This is a genomic window from Streptomyces sp. NPDC045021 (genome assembly GCF_056432645.1).
Genome location: NZ_JBWKIQ010000013.1, coordinates 18540 through 33201 on the forward strand (window position 1 = coordinate 18540; position 14662 = coordinate 33201).

The 14662-nt window shown below is 70.9% G+C and carries 15 protein-coding genes and 1 riboswitch; of the genes, 6 read left to right on the plus strand and 9 right to left on the minus strand.

Annotated features, from left to right (window positions below):
- The first annotated feature begins 53 nt into the window (after positions 1 to 53).
- Positions 54 to 320 carry a DUF3311 domain-containing protein gene (locus tag AC07DC_RS32165; RefSeq protein ID WP_478918018.1) on the plus strand — a complete coding sequence of 89 codons (267 nt, stop codon included), beginning with the start codon at positions 54 to 56 and terminating at the stop codon, positions 318 to 320.
- On the plus strand, positions 317 to 1945 hold the full coding sequence (gene mctP, locus AC07DC_RS32170; protein ID WP_478918019.1) for a monocarboxylate uptake permease MctP: 1629 nt from the start codon (positions 317 to 319) through the stop codon (positions 1943 to 1945). The genes AC07DC_RS32165 and mctP overlap by 4 nt, the downstream gene beginning before the upstream one ends.
- A 52-nt stretch (positions 1946 to 1997) precedes the next feature.
- Here the strand turns inward: mctP and AC07DC_RS32175 are convergent, their stop codons facing one another.
- A complete protein-coding gene (locus AC07DC_RS32175) occupies positions 1998 to 2972 on the minus strand; it encodes a helix-turn-helix domain-containing protein (protein WP_478918020.1) in 975 nt (324 codons plus the stop codon).
- Between the two features lie 88 nt (positions 2973 to 3060).
- Here AC07DC_RS32175 and AC07DC_RS32180 point away from each other — a divergent pair, with 88 nt between their 5' ends.
- The 4 genes from AC07DC_RS32180 (at position 3061) to AC07DC_RS32195 (ending at position 7594) form a co-directional block, all read left to right on the plus strand.
- Positions 3061 to 3264 (plus strand): hypothetical protein, encoded by a 204-nt coding sequence (locus AC07DC_RS32180; protein WP_478918021.1) that lies wholly within the window; start codon positions 3061 to 3063, stop codon positions 3262 to 3264.
- Positions 3265 to 3320: 56 nt separating this feature from the next.
- Positions 3321 to 3815 (plus strand): GNAT family N-acetyltransferase, encoded by a 495-nt coding sequence (locus AC07DC_RS32185; RefSeq protein ID WP_478918022.1) that lies wholly within the window; start codon positions 3321 to 3323, stop codon positions 3813 to 3815.
- Positions 3816 to 3911: 96 nt separating this feature from the next.
- Positions 3912 to 3989, plus strand: a riboswitch (cobalamin riboswitch).
- A gap of 168 nt (positions 3990 to 4157) precedes the next feature.
- Positions 4158 to 6515 (plus strand): ribonucleoside-diphosphate reductase subunit alpha, encoded by a 2358-nt coding sequence (locus AC07DC_RS32190; RefSeq protein WP_478918195.1) that lies wholly within the window; start codon positions 4158 to 4160, stop codon positions 6513 to 6515.
- Between the two features lie 122 nt (positions 6516 to 6637).
- Positions 6638 to 7594 (plus strand): ribonucleotide-diphosphate reductase subunit beta, encoded by a 957-nt coding sequence (locus AC07DC_RS32195; protein WP_478918196.1) that lies wholly within the window; start codon positions 6638 to 6640, stop codon positions 7592 to 7594.
- A 73-nt stretch (positions 7595 to 7667) separates the two neighbouring features.
- Here AC07DC_RS32195 and def read toward each other — a convergent pair whose 3' ends face one another.
- The 8 genes from def to AC07DC_RS32235 form a co-directional block, all read right to left on the minus strand.
- A complete protein-coding gene (def, locus tag AC07DC_RS32200; protein WP_478918023.1) occupies positions 7668 to 8324 on the minus strand; it encodes a peptide deformylase in 657 nt (218 codons plus the stop codon).
- Between the two features lie 62 nt (positions 8325 to 8386).
- The gene (locus tag AC07DC_RS32205) at positions 8387 to 9382 is read right to left on the minus strand and encodes a tetratricopeptide repeat protein (RefSeq protein ID WP_478918024.1); all 996 of its coding nucleotides are present in this window, start codon (positions 9380 to 9382) and stop codon (positions 8387 to 8389) included.
- A gap of 17 nt (positions 9383 to 9399) precedes the next feature.
- Positions 9400 to 9651, minus strand: a complete 252-nt coding sequence (locus AC07DC_RS32210) for a biotin/lipoyl-containing protein (RefSeq protein WP_478918025.1) — start codon at positions 9649 to 9651, stop codon at positions 9400 to 9402.
- Positions 9612 to 11117, minus strand: a complete 1506-nt coding sequence (locus AC07DC_RS32215) for an HD-GYP domain-containing protein (protein ID WP_478918026.1) — start codon at positions 11115 to 11117, stop codon at positions 9612 to 9614. The genes AC07DC_RS32210 and AC07DC_RS32215 overlap by 40 nt, the downstream gene beginning before the upstream one ends.
- Positions 11114 to 12592: an HD-GYP domain-containing protein gene (locus AC07DC_RS32220; protein ID WP_478918197.1), complete on the minus strand. Its 1479-nt coding sequence runs from the start codon at positions 12590 to 12592 to the stop codon at positions 11114 to 11116. The genes AC07DC_RS32215 and AC07DC_RS32220 overlap by 4 nt, the downstream gene beginning before the upstream one ends.
- Positions 12593 to 12771: 179 nt before the next feature.
- Complete coding sequence (rsrA, locus tag AC07DC_RS32225) at positions 12772 to 13095, minus strand: mycothiol system anti-sigma-R factor (protein WP_478918027.1); 324 nt, start codon at positions 13093 to 13095, stop codon at positions 12772 to 12774.
- Positions 13092 to 13757 (minus strand): sigma-70 family RNA polymerase sigma factor, encoded by a 666-nt coding sequence (locus AC07DC_RS32230; protein WP_374117423.1) that lies wholly within the window; start codon positions 13755 to 13757, stop codon positions 13092 to 13094. The genes rsrA and AC07DC_RS32230 overlap by 4 nt, the downstream gene beginning before the upstream one ends.
- 241 nt (positions 13758 to 13998) lie before the next feature.
- The gene (locus AC07DC_RS32235; protein WP_478918028.1) at positions 13999 to 14655 is read right to left on the minus strand and encodes an alpha/beta hydrolase family protein; all 657 of its coding nucleotides are present in this window, start codon (positions 14653 to 14655) and stop codon (positions 13999 to 14001) included.
- Positions 14656 to 14662: the final 7 nt, after the last annotated feature.

The following is a 14662-nucleotide window of genomic DNA, read 5'->3' on the forward strand; positions in this document are numbered from 1 at the left end:
AGATTTCCTGCGCATTACGCAGGAGATTCGCTCTAGGGGACGGAGCCGAGACGATGTCAGCACCACCCGAAACACCCAGTTCGCCCAGCCGTGCACCGGTCGTCACACCTTCGCGTGTGGTGGCCGGTGTCTGCCTCGCCATCCCACTGGTCGCGATGCTGTGGGTCAGCTCCTACTCGCGTCTGACGCCGGAGTTCATCGGCATCCCGTTCTTCTACTGGTACCAGATGGCCTGGGTCTTCATCTCGGCCGGACTGACCACGATCGCCTACCTCCTGGTCCGTCGTGAGGAGCGCGTACGCAAGGGGGCCGCGTCATGACCGGTGGTGTCAACGGTGTGGCGCTCGGCGTCTTCATCTTCTTCTTCGTGGCGGTCACCGTCCTGGGCTTCCTGGCGGCTCGCTGGCGGCGCGCCGACAACGCGCTGAGCCTCGACGAATGGGGCCTGGGCGGCCGGAGCTTCGGCACCTGGATCACCTGGTTCCTGCTCGGCGGCGACCTCTACACCGCGTACACCTTCGTCGCCGTCCCGGCGGCGATCTACGCGGCGGGCGCGGCCGGCTTCTTCGCGGTGCCGTACACGATCATCACGTACCCGCTGGTCTTCCTCTTCCTGCCGCGGCTCTGGTCGATCTCGCACAAGCACGGCTACGTCACGTCCTCGGACTTCATCCGCGGCCGCTTCGGCTCCAAGGGCCTGTCGCTGGCGATGGCCGTCACCGGCATCCTCGCCACCATGCCGTACATCGCGCTGCAACTCGTCGGGATCCAGGCGGTCCTGGACGTGATGGGCGTGGGCGGCGGCGAGAACGCCAGCTGGTTCATGAAGGACCTGCCGCTGCTGATCGCCTTCGGGGTGCTCGCGGCGTACACCTACTCCTCCGGGCTGCGCGCGCCCGCGATGATCGCCTTCGTCAAGGACGCCCTGATCTACATCGTCATCGTGGTGGCGATCATCTACATCCCGTACAAACTGGGCGGCTTCGACGACATCTTCGACAAGGCGGGCAAGGCGTACTCCACCATCAACCCGGCGACCGGGAAGCCCAAGGGCTCGCTGATCTCCGGGCCCCAGGCGCAGTGGGCGTACGCGACCCTGGCGCTCGGCTCGGCCATGGCGCTGTTCCTGTACCCGCACTCGGTGACCGCGGTGCTGTCCGGCAAGAGCCGCAACGTCATCCGCCGCAACACCACCATCCTGCCGCTGTACTCGCTGATGCTGGGCCTGCTGGCCATGCTCGGCTTCATGGCGCTGGCGGCCGGCGTCGGTGTCGGGGTGAAGGGCTTCAACCCGCAGACGGCGATCCCGCAGCTCTTCGAGAACATCTTCCCCGACTGGTTCGCGGGGGTGGCGTTCGCCGCGATCGGTATCGGCGCGCTGGTGCCCGCGGCCATCATGTCGATCGCCGCGGCGAACCTGTTCACCCGCAACATCTACAAGGACTTCATCAAGCCCGACGCGACCCCCGAGCAGGAGACGAAGGTCTCCAAGCTGGTGTCGCTGCTGGTGAAGGTGGGTGCGCTGATCTTCGTCCTCACCATGGACAAGACGGTGGCCATCAACTTCCAGCTGCTGGGCGGCATCTGGATCCTGCAGACGGTCCCGGCGATCGTCGGCGGCCTGTTCACCCGGTGGTTCCACCGCTGGGCGCTGCTGGCGGGCTGGGCCGCGGGCATGGTCTACGGGACCTGGAAGGCGTATGTGCAGCACACGCCGACGCAGTCGCACTTCGCCGGGAACGCGGACCTGATCCCGTACATCGGTGAGAAGGGGTACATCGGCCTCACCGCCTTCGTGATCAACATAGTGGTGGCGGTCGTCCTGACCTTCGTCCTGAAGGCGGTCAAGGCGCCCGAGGGCATCGACGAGACCTCGCCCGCCGACTACACGGCCGACTCCGGTGAGCCCGGCGTCAAGGAGGACCTGCCGCTGGCGGTCTCCTGAGCCGTCGGTTCCTACGGTTCGAGGTTTCCTTCCGGTTCACCTGGACCCGGTGTCACGCGCTCCGCGCGGGCACCGGGTCCCTGAACGTCCGGCGGTAGGACTGCGGAGTGGTGCCCACCCACTGGGCGAAGTGGTGGCGCAGGGTCGCCGCGCTGCCGAACCCCGCGCGGCTGGCGATCGCGTCCATCGTCTCGTCCGTACCCTCCAGCAACTCGCGCGCCAGCAGCACCCGCTGGCCCAGCAGCCAGCGGTACGGCGTGGTGCCGGTCTCCTGCTGGAAGCGGCGCGCGAAGGTGCGCGGCGACATATGGGCGCGGGCGGCCAGTTCCTCGACGGTCACCTCGCGGTCCAGATGGCGCTCCATCCAGCTGAGCACCGCGCCCACCGTGTCGCACTGGCCGCGCGGCAGCGGCCGGTCCACGTACTGCGCCTGCCCGCCCTCGCGGTGCGGCGGCACCACCATGCGCCGCGCGATACCGGTGGCCACCGCGCTGCCCTGCTCCTTGCGGACCAGGTGCAGACAGGCGTCGATACCCGCTGCCGTACCCGCCGACGTGATCACCGGGTCGGCGTCCACGTACAGCACGTCCGCCTCGATCCGCGCGAGCGGGAAGCGGCGCGCGAGCGATTCCGTGTGCCGCCAGTGCGTGGTGCAGCTCCGGCCGTCCAGCAGCCCGGCCGCGCCCAGCACGAACGCTCCCGAGCAGACGCTGAGCACCCGGCCGCCCCGCTCCACGGCGGCACGCAGCGCGCGCAGCAGCTCCGGCGGGTAATCCGCCCGCTCGGGATAGTCGCACCCGGCCGGAACGGCGATGAGGTCCGCCTCCTCCAGCCGGTCGACGCCGTACGGCGTCGAGACGTCCATGCCGTTGTGCATATGGATGGGGGACGCACCGACCCCGACGACGGCGAAGTCGTAGACGGGCAGTCCCTGATCGCTGCGGTCGATGCCGAAGACTTCGCAGACAACGCCCAGTTCGAAGGCGTGTCCGCCGTCCATCAGAACCACTGCCACGTTTTCCAGCATGACCCCAGCATCTCACTTGGCAGTAATTTGCGGTAGTGAGTCAGTCCTGCCACTCCCGGGGCGGGGCGGCCCTCGCGAAAATAGATGCATGAACACATTCCTCGGCCTCCTGGCCGCCACCGCCCTGATCGTCCTCGTCGCCCTGCCGGCCCTGATCGGCTTCCGCATCGAGCTGCGCATCTCCCGGCAGATCCGCGCCGCGCGGGCTGCGGAGCGGCGTCGCGAGGAGCAGTCCGCGCCGGCCCGCCCGTCGACAGAGGCCACCCGCAGCGCCTTCAGCCCGGTCGTCTGAACGCACCCGCCGCACTCCCCCGCGGGCCCGCGGCAGTCATGCGGCAGACTGCGAGGATGGACATCACCATCCGCCCCGCGCGAGCCGACGAGCTCGATGAGGCAGGCCGCATCACCGCCGACGCCTTCATAGCCGACGGCCACACCGCGCCGGACGGCACCTACGCCCCGAAGCTGCGGGACGCCCGCGCCCGCTCCGTGGCCGCGGAGGTGCTCGTCGCGGTCGACACGGCGGACGACACGCTGCTCGGCTGCGTGACGTTCGCGCCTCCCGGCAGCCCCTGGGGCGACATCGCCCGGGATGGTGAGGCGGAGTTCCGGATGCTCGCCGTCGACCCCGCCGCACGCGGCCGCGGCACCGGCGAGGCACTCGTCCTGGCGTGCGTGGAACGGGCCCGCGCCCTGGGCGTCCGGCAACTGGTGATGTCCACGCAGCAGTCGATGACAGGCGCCCATCGGATCTACGAACGGCTCGGTTTCCGGCGCACCCCGGAGCGCGACTGGTCCCCGATCCCGGACGTCCATCTCTTCACGTACGCCCTCCCGTTGTAACGCATACCGTCCACCGCGCAACACACCAGACACAACATCTGGGGTTACCGCTGCGAGGCGCCACTAGATGTATGCTCAGGACCGCTGTCCACGCAGGGGAAGCCGGTGAGAATCCGGCACTGCCCCGCAACGGTGAGCGGTCGTGCCTGCGCACGCCCGCACAGTCCGGCCACCTGCCGACAGCGCACCCGGTCCTGCCTTCCGGGTGCAGTGTTGTCCGGGCCTCGCGGGTTGGGTCGGCGGACGCGAATCGGCACACCCCTGCCCTGATGCGGTGTGCCCGAACGCGCCTGCTCCTCCCCTCGCGACGCCGTCGCCGCGTTCGAGGGAGAGAGCACCAACGTGACCATCGCGCCCGCAGCCCCCGCATCAGCAGGAACCATCCTGCTGCACACCCTGACGGAACTCACCGTCGACCTCCCCGACACCGACCCCGGCCGTGTCGCCGCTGCCGCGCTCCGCGGCCGCAACGCCGGATCGGACGAGGCCGAACTGCGGGCGCTGGCCACCGAGGCCGCCGCCGGGCTGATCTCCGAGGACCCCCAGTACAGCCGGCTCGCGGCCCGGCTGCTGGCCCGCGCGGTCGCCGACGAAGCGGCGGGACAGGGCGCCGTCTCCTTCTCCGCCTCGATCGCCGTCGGGCACCGCGAAGGCCTGATCGCCGACGCCACGGCCGAGTTCGTCCTGCTGCACGCCGCTCGCCTCGACGCGATGATCGACGACACCGCCGACGACCGCCTCGAGTACTTCGGCCTGCGCACGCTCCACAGCCGCTACCTGCTCCGGCACCCGATCACCCGCCAGGTCATCGAGACCCCGCAGCACTTCATGCTGCGCGTCGCCTGCGGGCTGGCCGAGGACCACTCGGTGCGCGCCCTCGTCGAGGTCGGTGAGCTCTACGCCCTGACCAGCACGCTCTCCTACCTCCCCAGCTCCCCCACGCTCTTCAACTCCGGTACCCGGCACCCGCAGATGTCGTCGTGCTACCTGCTGGACTCGCCGCTCGACGAGCTGGACTCCATCTACGACCGCTACCACCAGGTCGCCCGCCTGTCGAAGCACGCCGGCGGCATCGGCATCCCGTTCAGCCGGATCCGCTCACGCGGTTCGCTGATCCGCGGCACCAACGGGCACTCCAACGGCATCGTCCCGTTCCTGCGCACCCTCGACGCCTCCGTCGCCGCCGTCAACCAGGGCGGCCGGCGCAAGGGCGCCGCCGCCGTCTACCTGGAGACGTGGCACGCCGACATCGAGGAGTTCCTCGAACTGCGCGACAACACCGGCGAGGAGGCCAGGCGCACCCACAACCTCAACCTCGCGCACTGGATCCCCGACGAGTTCATGCGCCGCGTCGACGCCGACACCGACTGGTCGCTGTTCTCCCCCTCAGACGTACCCGAGCTCGTCGACCTGTGGGGCGGCGACTTCGACGCCGCCTACCGCAAGGCCGAGTCCGCCGGTCTGGCCATCAAGACCATCCCGGCCCGCCAGCTCTACGCCCGGATGATGCGCACCCTCGCGCAGACCGGCAACGGCTGGCTGAACTTCAAGGACTCCGCCAACCGGACCGCCAACCAGACGGCGCTGCCCGGCAACGTCGTCCACTCCTCGAACCTGTGCACCGAGATCCTGGAGGTCTCCGACGACGGCGAGACCGCCGTCTGCAACCTCGGCTCCGTCAACCTCTCCGCGCACCTGGGCACCGACGGCGATATGGACTGGGAGAAGCTCGACGCCACGGTCCGCACCGCCGTCACCTTCCTCGACCGCGTGGTGGACATCAACTTCTACCCGACCGACCAGGCCGGCGCGTCGAACTCCCGCTGGCGGCCGGTGGGCCTGGGCCTGATGGGCCTGCAGGACGTCTTCTTCAAACTGCGGCTGCCCTTCGACTCCCCCGAGGCGCGGACGCTCTCCACCCGCATCTCCGAGCGGATCATGCTCGCCGCGTACGAATCGTCCGCCACGCTCGCCGAGCGGCACGGCCCGCACCCCGCCTGGGAGCAGACCCGCACCGCCCAGGGCGTCCTGCACCCCGACCACTACGACACCGCCGACTCGCTCTGGCCCGAGCGCTGGACCGCGCTGCGCGCCCGGATCGCCAAGACCGGCATGCGCAACTCCCTGCTGCTGGCCATCGCGCCGACCGCGACGATCGCCTCGATCGCCGGTGTCTACGAGTGCATCGAGCCGCAGGTCTCCAACCTCTTCAAGCGCGAGACGCTGTCGGGCGAGTTCCTCCAGGTCAACTCCTACCTGGTGAACGAGCTCAAGGAGCTCGGCGTCTGGGACGCCCAGTCCCGCGAGGCGCTGCGCGAGTCGAACGGCTCCGTCGAGGGCTTCACCTGGATCCCGGCCGAGGTACGCGCCCTGTACCGCACCGCCTGGGAGCTGCCGCAGCGTGCCCTGATCGACATGGCCGCGGCGCGCACCCCGTACCTGGACCAGAGCCAGTCGCTGAACCTCTTCATGGCCTCGCCCACCATCGGCAAGCTCAGCTCGATGTACGCGTACGCCTGGAAGCAGGGCCTGAAGACCACGTACTACCTGCGCTCCCGGCCGGCCACCCGGATCGCCCGCGCCGCCGCGGCAGCGCCGTCGGCCGCCGTACCCGCACCCATCCCCGTCCAGCAGACGACCGACGACGACGCCGTCGCCTGCTCCCTGGAAAACCCCGAGTCCTGCGAGGCCTGCCAGTAATGTCCCACCCGTCGCCCGACCTCCACCCCTCACCGACGGCGCTGCGCGCCGGCACCTCGTCTCCCACCACGACCCAAGAGAAGCACCTCCTCGACCCGGGCTTCGAGCTGACCCTGCGTCCGATGCGCTACCCGGAGTTCTACGAGCGCTACCACAACGCGATCAAGAACACCTGGTCCGTCGAGGAGGTCGACCTGCACTCCGACGTCGCCGACCTCGCCAAGCTCTCCCCCGGCGAGCAGCACATGATCGGCCGCCTCGTCGCGTTCTTCGCGACCGGCGACTCGATCGTCTCCAACAACCTCGTGCTGACGCTCTACAAGCACATCAACTCGCCCGAGGCCAGGCTCTACCTGTCCCGCCAGCTCTTCGAGGAGGCCGTGCACGTCCAGTTCTACCTGACGCTGCTCGACACCTACCTCCCCGACCCGGACGACCGGGCCGCCGCGTTCGACGCCGTCGAGAGCATCCCGTCGATCCGCGAGAAGGCGCAGTTCTGCTTCAAGTGGATGGACTCCGTCGAGAAGATCGACCGCCTGGAGTCCCGCTCCGACCGCCGCCGCTTCCTGCTCAACCTCATCTGCTTCGCGGCCTGCATCGAGGGCCTCTTCTTCTACGGCGCCTTCGCGTACGTCTACTGGTTCCGCTCACGAGGCCTGCTGCACGGCCTGGCGACGGGCACCAACTGGGTTTTCCGTGACGAATCCATGCACATGGACTTCGCGTTCTCCGTCGTGGACACCGTCCGCGCCGAGGAGCCCGATCTGTTCGACGAGCAGATGGGCAAGGAGGTCACGGCGATGCTGGAGGAGGCCGTCGAGGCCGAGCTGCAGTTCGCCCACGACCTGTGCGGCGAAGGCCTTCCCGGCATGAACACCGAGTCGATGCGCGAGTACCTCCAGTGCGTCGCCGACCAGCGCCTCGCCCGCCTGGGCCTGCCGGTCCGCTACGGCTCGGAGAACCCCTTCTCCTTCATGGAGCTCCAGGGCGTCCAGGAACTGACCAACTTCTTCGAACGCCGCCCCTCCGCCTACCAGGTGGCGGTCGAGGGCACGGTCGGCTTCGACGACGACTTCTAGGCGGCACAGCCGTCAACGCGTAAGGGCCACGCTCCATGAGCGTGGCCCTTACGCGTTGTCCCGTCCGCGACGGTCAGAGGTTGGGGACCGTTTCGAACTTGGGGGTGGCTTCTTCCATCTGCCGCAGGACGTCCTTGCGGTCGCGCTTGGAGAGGCGGTCGATGTAGAGCCGGCCGTACAGGTGGTCCGTCTCGTGCTGGAGGCAGCGGGCGAAGTAGCCGGTGCCCTCCAGGGCGATGGGGTTGCCCTTCAGGTCCTGGCCGCGGACGATCGCGTAGTCCGGACGGGCCAGTTCCATGTAGGCGCCGGGCACCGAGAGGCAGCCCTCGTTGGAGTCGTCGAGCACGCGCCGGTCGGCGGGGATCTCGTCAAGGACGGGGTTGCAGATGGCGCCGGTGTGGCGGCGGCCGTCGTCGTCCGGGCAGTCGTAGACGAAGACCTTGAGGTCGACGCCGATCTGGTTGGCGGCGAGGCCGACACCCTCGGCGGCCTTCTGGCTCGCGAACATGTCGTCCACGAGAGCGGCGAGCGCGTCGTCGAACTCCGTGACGTCGCGGCACTCCTTGTGGAGCACCGGATTGCCCACGACGGTGATCGGGCGGGCCGTCCCGCGCTCGCGGTACGCCAGCTCGCGCGCCTCGGCGTCCGTGATGTCGTCGAAGAACTCCGACGCTTCATCGTGCTCGTGCGCGTGCCGGTCCTGCTGCTTCTCGGTTTCCTGCTGCGACATGTTCCGCCGTACGCCTTCCCAATACCGTCATAGACCCGTCAAGCGTACGGGGCCGCGCAAGGTCAGCAGACCTCTTCCAGATCACGCCAGTCCCGGGTGTCGGGGCTGTCGGCGATCCAACTGTCGAGAAGGCCTCGTACGAGGGCGGCGGGTGCCGCTATGCCGCACTCACGTTCGGGGACCCACAGGGAGCCCGCGCTGTGGTGGCTGAGGTGGCCGGGGTGGCCGGGTTCGCCGTGGTCGTGGGGGTCGCGGGAGGTCGCGGAGCCGTCGTCGGTGGGCATCCGGCTCTCCGAGCAGGTGCGGCAGAGCAGCCGGACGGAGGACGACCAGTCCTCGGCGGCGAAGCCGGCGTCGGCGGCGAGCCGCTCCAGGGCGTCGCGGTCGGCCGCACTGGCGGCCTCCAGCAGGACCAGCCAGGTGGGAACCGGCGAGGGCGCCCACAGCTCGATCTCGTCGAACACCGGGTACACGGACTTCGCGGACCCCTCCGCGGTGGCGCGCTCGCCGTGCGGGACGCCGTCGTGCAGGACGACCTCGCCCCAGCGGCGGCCGGAGGACGGCAGCGGGATGCTCAGGACCTCGATCCTGGCCGGATCCAGCCGGCGGCCCCAGACGACCTCCGCCTCGCCCTCGGGCGACAGCCGCACGGCGGCGCTGCCCAGCGCCAGACGGACCGCCTCCTCGGACGCGCTCTCGGCGGAGCCGGACGGCAGCCGCAGCCCGTACGCCTGCCAGGAGCGGCGGGCCAGCGGCCAGTCCTGCAGGGCGGTGGCGGCGATGCCGAGGTTCCACCAGTCCGGGGCGCCGGAGTCGCGGTCCAACAGGGCCACCGCGCGCAGCCCGGCCGTGCGGGCCTGCTCCCAGTCGTGGCGGAACTTGTGCAGCAGGGCGAGGTTGTACCAGGACTCGGAGAGCCACGGTTCCATGTCGGCGGCGCGGGTGAGCAGCGCCCCCGCGTCCTCGTAGCGCCCGTCGCCGATGAGCGTGAAGGCGCGATCGGTGGCCTGCCGCCACGTAGGGGAGGGCCGGTGCCGCACTCTGCCGAAGATCCTCACGATTCCCGCCTGCCTGCTCAGCCGATCACGGCCGGGACGTCGCCTTTCCGCACCACGTCCCCCTCGGACACCTTCAGCCCGGTGACGATTCCCGGCATCTCGGTGGGTACCGGGGTTTCCTGCTCCACGGTCTCCAGCATGACGACGCTCCCGTCCCCCCGCAGGTTGTCCCCCCGCTCACTGACAACCTTCCACATTTCGGCTCTGGTATCAGCCCGGATTCTGGTCCTCACCACTCCTCCTTGCCATCCCCAGCCGCATCCAACCATGCCGGTCGGGAGCGCCGCTCATTACCGTCCGGTTCCCCGCCGGCCGCCCGGACCGCTCCGCCACGGGCGAGAACCCGGGTCAGCGCGTCCACGACGCCCGGATCGTACTCCCGGGCCGTGGAGAGCCGAAGCCGCTCCACGGCCGCCAGACGGCGGTCCAGGGCCGCTGTTCCGCCGGTCAGGTCCTCGTACGCGTTGACGGCCCGGACGATCCGGCCGGCGAGAGGCTGTTCGCGGTACGGGTCGGCCTGGCGCTCCACGATCACGGCGACCTCGGCGGGGACGCCGGTCTGGCGGACCACGACTCCGCCCAGCAGCGCGATACGGCGCCGCTCCTCGGGTTCGAGCGGCTCGGTGGCCCCACCGGGGACGGGGTCGACGAGGGAGAGCTGGCCGATGTCGTGCATGAGGGCGGCGTACTCCAGGAGGAGCAGCTCGCGCTGTGCCATCCCCAGTTCCCGGCCGACCTCCCGGCTCAGGGCGGTGACCCGGCGCGCGTGGCCCGTGGGGGTGTAGCCGGCCACCTCGGTGGCGCGGGCGAGGGAGGCGATGGTCTGCCGGTAGGTGGCGCGGATCGCGGCGTGGCGGCGGAACGAGACCTGGGTGAGCAGCAGCGGAAGGCTGAAGGCGGGCAGCGCCCAGAGCCCGGCCACGCCGACCGCCAGGGCCATCACGACACCGCCGGCGCAGACGGCGGAGCCGATGGTGGGCAGGGCCCGCAGCTCGTCGCGGAGTACGGGTTGGAAGGGGTGGCCGGTCCTGGCGGCGGCGAGGGCGGCGGCCAGAACGGCGTCGCACAGCGCGGTGAGGGCGAGCAGCGCGAACAGGAAGAGCGCGTAGAGCGGGCCGGGGTCGAAGAAGCGCAGCAGCAGGCCGGAGTTGTAGAGCGGCTGGAAGCAGGTGGCGGCGAAGGCCACGGCGAGGACGCGGCGGGCGGCGTTGTCGAGGGACCGGGAGTCGGCGGTGTCGGGGATGCCGTGGATCCGCGGGGTGCGGGGGCGGGGCGTGCGGTGAGTGCCGGGAGTCGGCGTCCAGGTGCCGGGCAGCGCGTTGGCCAGCCGGCCGAGCGCGCCGGCCACCACGACGACCGCGACGACCTGCAGCACGCCGTGCGAGGTCCGGCCGCCGCCCGCCTCGCCCAGCAGCGCGTACGCCAGCGCCCCGGCGGTGGCCAGCGGCGCGGGCTCGCGGTCCCCCGGCAGCGGGATCCGGGCTGCCTCCCCGACCGCGATCAGCGCCCCGAAGGCGGTGGCCGTCGCGGGCTCGGCGACGCCGGTCCATGCCGTCCAGCCGATCGCCACGACGGTGAGCAGCGCGGTGGCCGCGTACGCCGCCCCCACGACGATCAGGGCGCGCGGGCCGGCTCCGGTGCGGGACGGGCCCCGGCCGTGCCGTCCGTGCCGCGGCCGACGGCCGGGGGGCCATCGGGGTGGCCGGGCCGCCGGGTCGTCACGGTGGGTGGTCATGGCCGGTGGTCCGGCGCGGCGGCCGTGGCGGTGCGGTCGGCGGGGCGCGGCAGCGGCAGCGCGGGCTCCGGGGCGCCCGGTGCGGGCATGTCGGGCACGTCGGCGGTCGCGGTGGGGGTCCAGCCGTGCCGGCCGAGGGCGCCGATGAGGCCGGTGACCATGGCGGGGTCGAACTGGGTCCCGGCGCAGCGGCGGAGTTCGGCCAGGGCCTCGTCGACGCCCCTGGCCCGGCGGTAGCTGCGGGTGGAGGTCATGGCGTCGAAGGCGTCGGCGACGGCGACGACGCGGGCGAATTCGGGGATCTGGTCGCCGGTGAGCCCGAAGGGGTAGCCGCTGCCGTCGATCCGTTCGTGGTGGTGCAGGATCGCGGCGCGGGCCTCGCCGAGGAACGCGATGCCGCGCACCACCTCGTGGCCGTACTCCGGGTGCAGCTCGATCACCCGGCGCTCCTCGGGGGTGAGCGGCCCGTCCTTGCGCAGCAGCCGGGTGGGGACGCCGATCTTGCCGATGTCGTGCAGGATGCCGGCGAAGCGCAGCGCGTCGACCCGGTCCTCCGCCATGCCGATCTCGCGGGCGATGAACACCGAGGCACGGCCGACGCGTTCGCTGTGGCCGCGCGTGTAGCGGTCCTTGATCTCGACGGCCTGTACGAGGGCGCGGACCGTCGCCCGGTGCGCGGCGTGTTCGCGGTGGACCTGCGCGAAGACCCAGCAGGCGATGTACATGGGGAGCAGCACCAGTACGCCGGCGAAGGCCCCGTACGAGCCGCGCCACAGTGCCGCCATCATCAGGCCGACCATCCCGTAGGTCAGGTGCGGTGCGATCGAGGCTGTCAGGGGGGTGCCCCAGGCGGCGCGCGGCGGGCAGCGCTCGGCGGTGACGAGCACTCCGCCGACGAGGGTGGTGGCGACCAGGCAGAAGGTGAGTGCGGCCGCGGCTGCCGGAAGCAGCAGGTACGGGAAGTCGAGGTCGTCCAGGGCGCGTTCGCCGCCCAGCAGCCGCTGCGCGTGGCCGGCGGCGAAGGTGGCGACGGCGAGCTGGCCGGCGCGCCAGCAGCGGCGCAGCCACCGCGGGCTCTGCCCGACCCGGCCGGCCAGCGATCCGGGCAGGGCGACGAGGGCGGCGGCGGACGGCGGCAGCATCAGCGCCGAGGCGAGCAGCACGGGATAGAACGAGCCGATCCCGGCGGGTTCCTCGTGCCCGGAATCGCGGCCCCGGTCACGCCCCCGGTCACGCCCTCGGTCACGCCCTCGGGCGCGACGTCGTTCGCGGTCCAGGCCGGGATCGCGGCCGACGGCCGACAGGGTTCCGAGCCCCGCGGGCAGAAAGCTGAGCTCGCAGACCGCGTAGAGCGCGGCGAGAAGCGTGACCGTGGCCCAGGGCGTCCGGCCGTTCAGTGCCGGGGTCGCACATAAGCAGGCGGCGAGCAGGACCACCGCGATGTAACCGCGGGCCGCCGGTGGCAGGGTCCGCAGGCTCACCCCGACCCTTGACCGCAGGCCGCCCGCCCGGATTCTCGAATCCAGCACCTTGCCTCCCAGTGCCTGCGACGGGCGCGGCTCAACCCCCGTTGAGTTCTCGGAGGATAGAGCCGCGCCCGTCGGGCGGGGGGCCGATATGCGGTTTGGGCGGAATGGGCCTGCGTCAGTCACCCCTACGGGTGAGCTTCGGCTCCGCTCCCGGCGATGATCTCGGGTGCCTGGTCGGGCAGCAGCGCGATCTCGCCGGAACGGATCAGCTCGATCCGCATCATGACCTTCGACCGCAGGTCGGTGGGAACGTCGTCATGGCCGCAGCAGCGCTTGACGAGCTTCTTCACCGCCTGTTCGAGGCCGTACTTCTCCAAGCAGGGGTGGCACTCGTCGAAGTGCTCCCTGAACTTGGCGCAGGCGTCGTCGGACATCTCTTCGTCGAGATACTCGTAGAGGTGGTCGAGCACCTCGGAGCAGTCCGTCTCGTGTGCGTTGCCGCAGCTCATGTCCCTGAGCCCTTCTCGTCTCCCGCGCCGGCCGGGACGAGCCCGCGCTCACGGGCGTAGTCCTCGAGCATCGAGCGCAGCTGGCGCCGCCCGCGGTGCAGTCGGGACATCACCGTGCCGATGGGTGTCCCCATGATGTCGGCGATCTCCTTGTACGCAAAGCCCTCGACATCCGCGAGATAGACCGCGATACGGAATTCCTCGGGGATCGCCTGCAGCGCCGACTTCACATCGGAGTCGGGCAGGTGGTCGAGTGCCTGGGACTCGGCCGAACGCAGGCCGGTCGACATGTGCGACTCGGCGCGTGCGAGCTGCCAGTCCTCGATCTCCTCCGAACCGCTGCGAAGCGGCTCGCGCTGCTTCTTGCGGTAGGAGTTGATGAAGCTGTTGGTGAGGATGCGGTAGAGCCACGCCTTGAGGTTCGTTCCCTCACGGAACTGGTGGAAGGACGCGTACGCCTTCGCGTACGTCTCCTGCACCAGGTCCTCGGCGTCCGCCGGGTTGCGGGTCATCCGCAGCGCGGCCGAGTACATCTGGTCGAGGAAGGTGAGGGCGTCACGCTCGAAGCGCTCATTGCGCTCCGCGGAGCTCTCCTGTGCTTCCTCGCCGGCCGTGCCCGCAGCACCCGCTGTGCTGTCGTCGGTGCCGGTGACCGGAACCACCTCCTCCAGAACGGTCACGGGCCCAAAACCGGACCCGCTCGGTTCGGAGGATATCCCGCTGGAGATCGGCGTGCCGGGCGTGCCGGTCCTGCCGCCTGTCGCAGGCCACTGGGCCCAGTCCAGGTAGGGCGCCTTCGCCGTCGCGTTTGCGCGTGGCTGGCATGCGGCTGAAACCATGCGGCTGCCTTCCTCACTCTGCGTTTTCGTACCGGTGATCCGGACAACGCACGGATCCCGGCCGTCATTCCCGCCGTTCCCGCGCCCGGGTGCGAACCGATGTGTGTCCGAGCGCGGACAGCCAGTCGCCGACACCGTTTGTGATCACGGTGAGCGCGTCCTCCTGGGAGAGATCCGCCTTCTTGGGGACGGCGAAGCCGTGGTCGGCGTACGGCACCGCGACGATCTCCGTCCCGGCGGGAAATTCCTCCGGTGGTCCGAACGGATCCCGCCCGCCCTGCACCACCAGGGTCGGAACGCCCGCGTCCAGCAGCTCGGCGGCCCGGGACTTCTCCGGCCTGCCCGGCGGATGCAGCGGGAACGACAGCGCCAGCACGGCGACGGCCCCCAGCTCCACGGCCGTACGGGAGGCCACCCGGGCACCGGCGCTCCGGCCGCCCGCGATCACCGGCAGACCGGGCTCGGCCAGGGTCGGCCACAGCGCGCGCCAGGCCACGTCCAGCGTCTTCGGCGCGGGCGCGACCTTCTTCCCCGCCACCCGCCACGGCTGCTCCACCAGCGCCACGGTCACGCCCAGGGCGGGCAGCGCGGCCGCCAGCGCGACCAGGTCGCGGGCCTCGATGCCGCCGCCGGCGCCGTGTCCCAGCGCGAGGACCGCCCGCGCCTTGGGCCCGCCGTCATGCCACGTCACGCGGGCCTCGCCCGCAGGTGTGTCGATCACCCGCCCC

Excerpts from the sequence above, each read along its gene's own strand:
- AC07DC_RS32165 (WP_478918018.1), top strand. The coding sequence starts at position 54 with ATGTCAGCACCACCCGAAACACCCAGTTCGCCCAGCCGTGCACCGGTC.
- mctP (WP_478918019.1), top strand. The coding sequence starts at position 317 with ATGACCGGTGGTGTCAACGGTGTGGCGCTCGGCGTCTTCATCTTCTTC.
- AC07DC_RS32175 (WP_478918020.1), bottom strand. The coding sequence starts at position 2,972 with ATGCTGGAAAACGTGGCAGTGGTTCTGATGGACGGCGGACACGCCTTC.
- AC07DC_RS32180 (WP_478918021.1), top strand. The coding sequence starts at position 3,061 with ATGAACACATTCCTCGGCCTCCTGGCCGCCACCGCCCTGATCGTCCTC.
- AC07DC_RS32185 (WP_478918022.1), top strand. The coding sequence starts at position 3,321 with ATGGACATCACCATCCGCCCCGCGCGAGCCGACGAGCTCGATGAGGCA.
- AC07DC_RS32195 (WP_478918196.1), top strand. The coding sequence starts at position 6,638 with ATGCGCTACCCGGAGTTCTACGAGCGCTACCACAACGCGATCAAGAAC.
- def (WP_478918023.1), bottom strand. The coding sequence starts at position 8,324 with ATGTCGCAGCAGGAAACCGAGAAGCAGCAGGACCGGCACGCGCACGAG.
- AC07DC_RS32210 (WP_478918025.1), bottom strand. The coding sequence starts at position 9,651 with ATGGTTGGATGCGGCTGGGGATGGCAAGGAGGAGTGGTGAGGACCAGA.
- AC07DC_RS32215 (WP_478918026.1), bottom strand. The coding sequence starts at position 11,117 with ATGACCACCCACCGTGACGACCCGGCGGCCCGGCCACCCCGATGGCCC.
- rsrA (WP_478918027.1), bottom strand. The coding sequence starts at position 13,095 with ATGAGCTGCGGCAACGCACACGAGACGGACTGCTCCGAGGTGCTCGAC.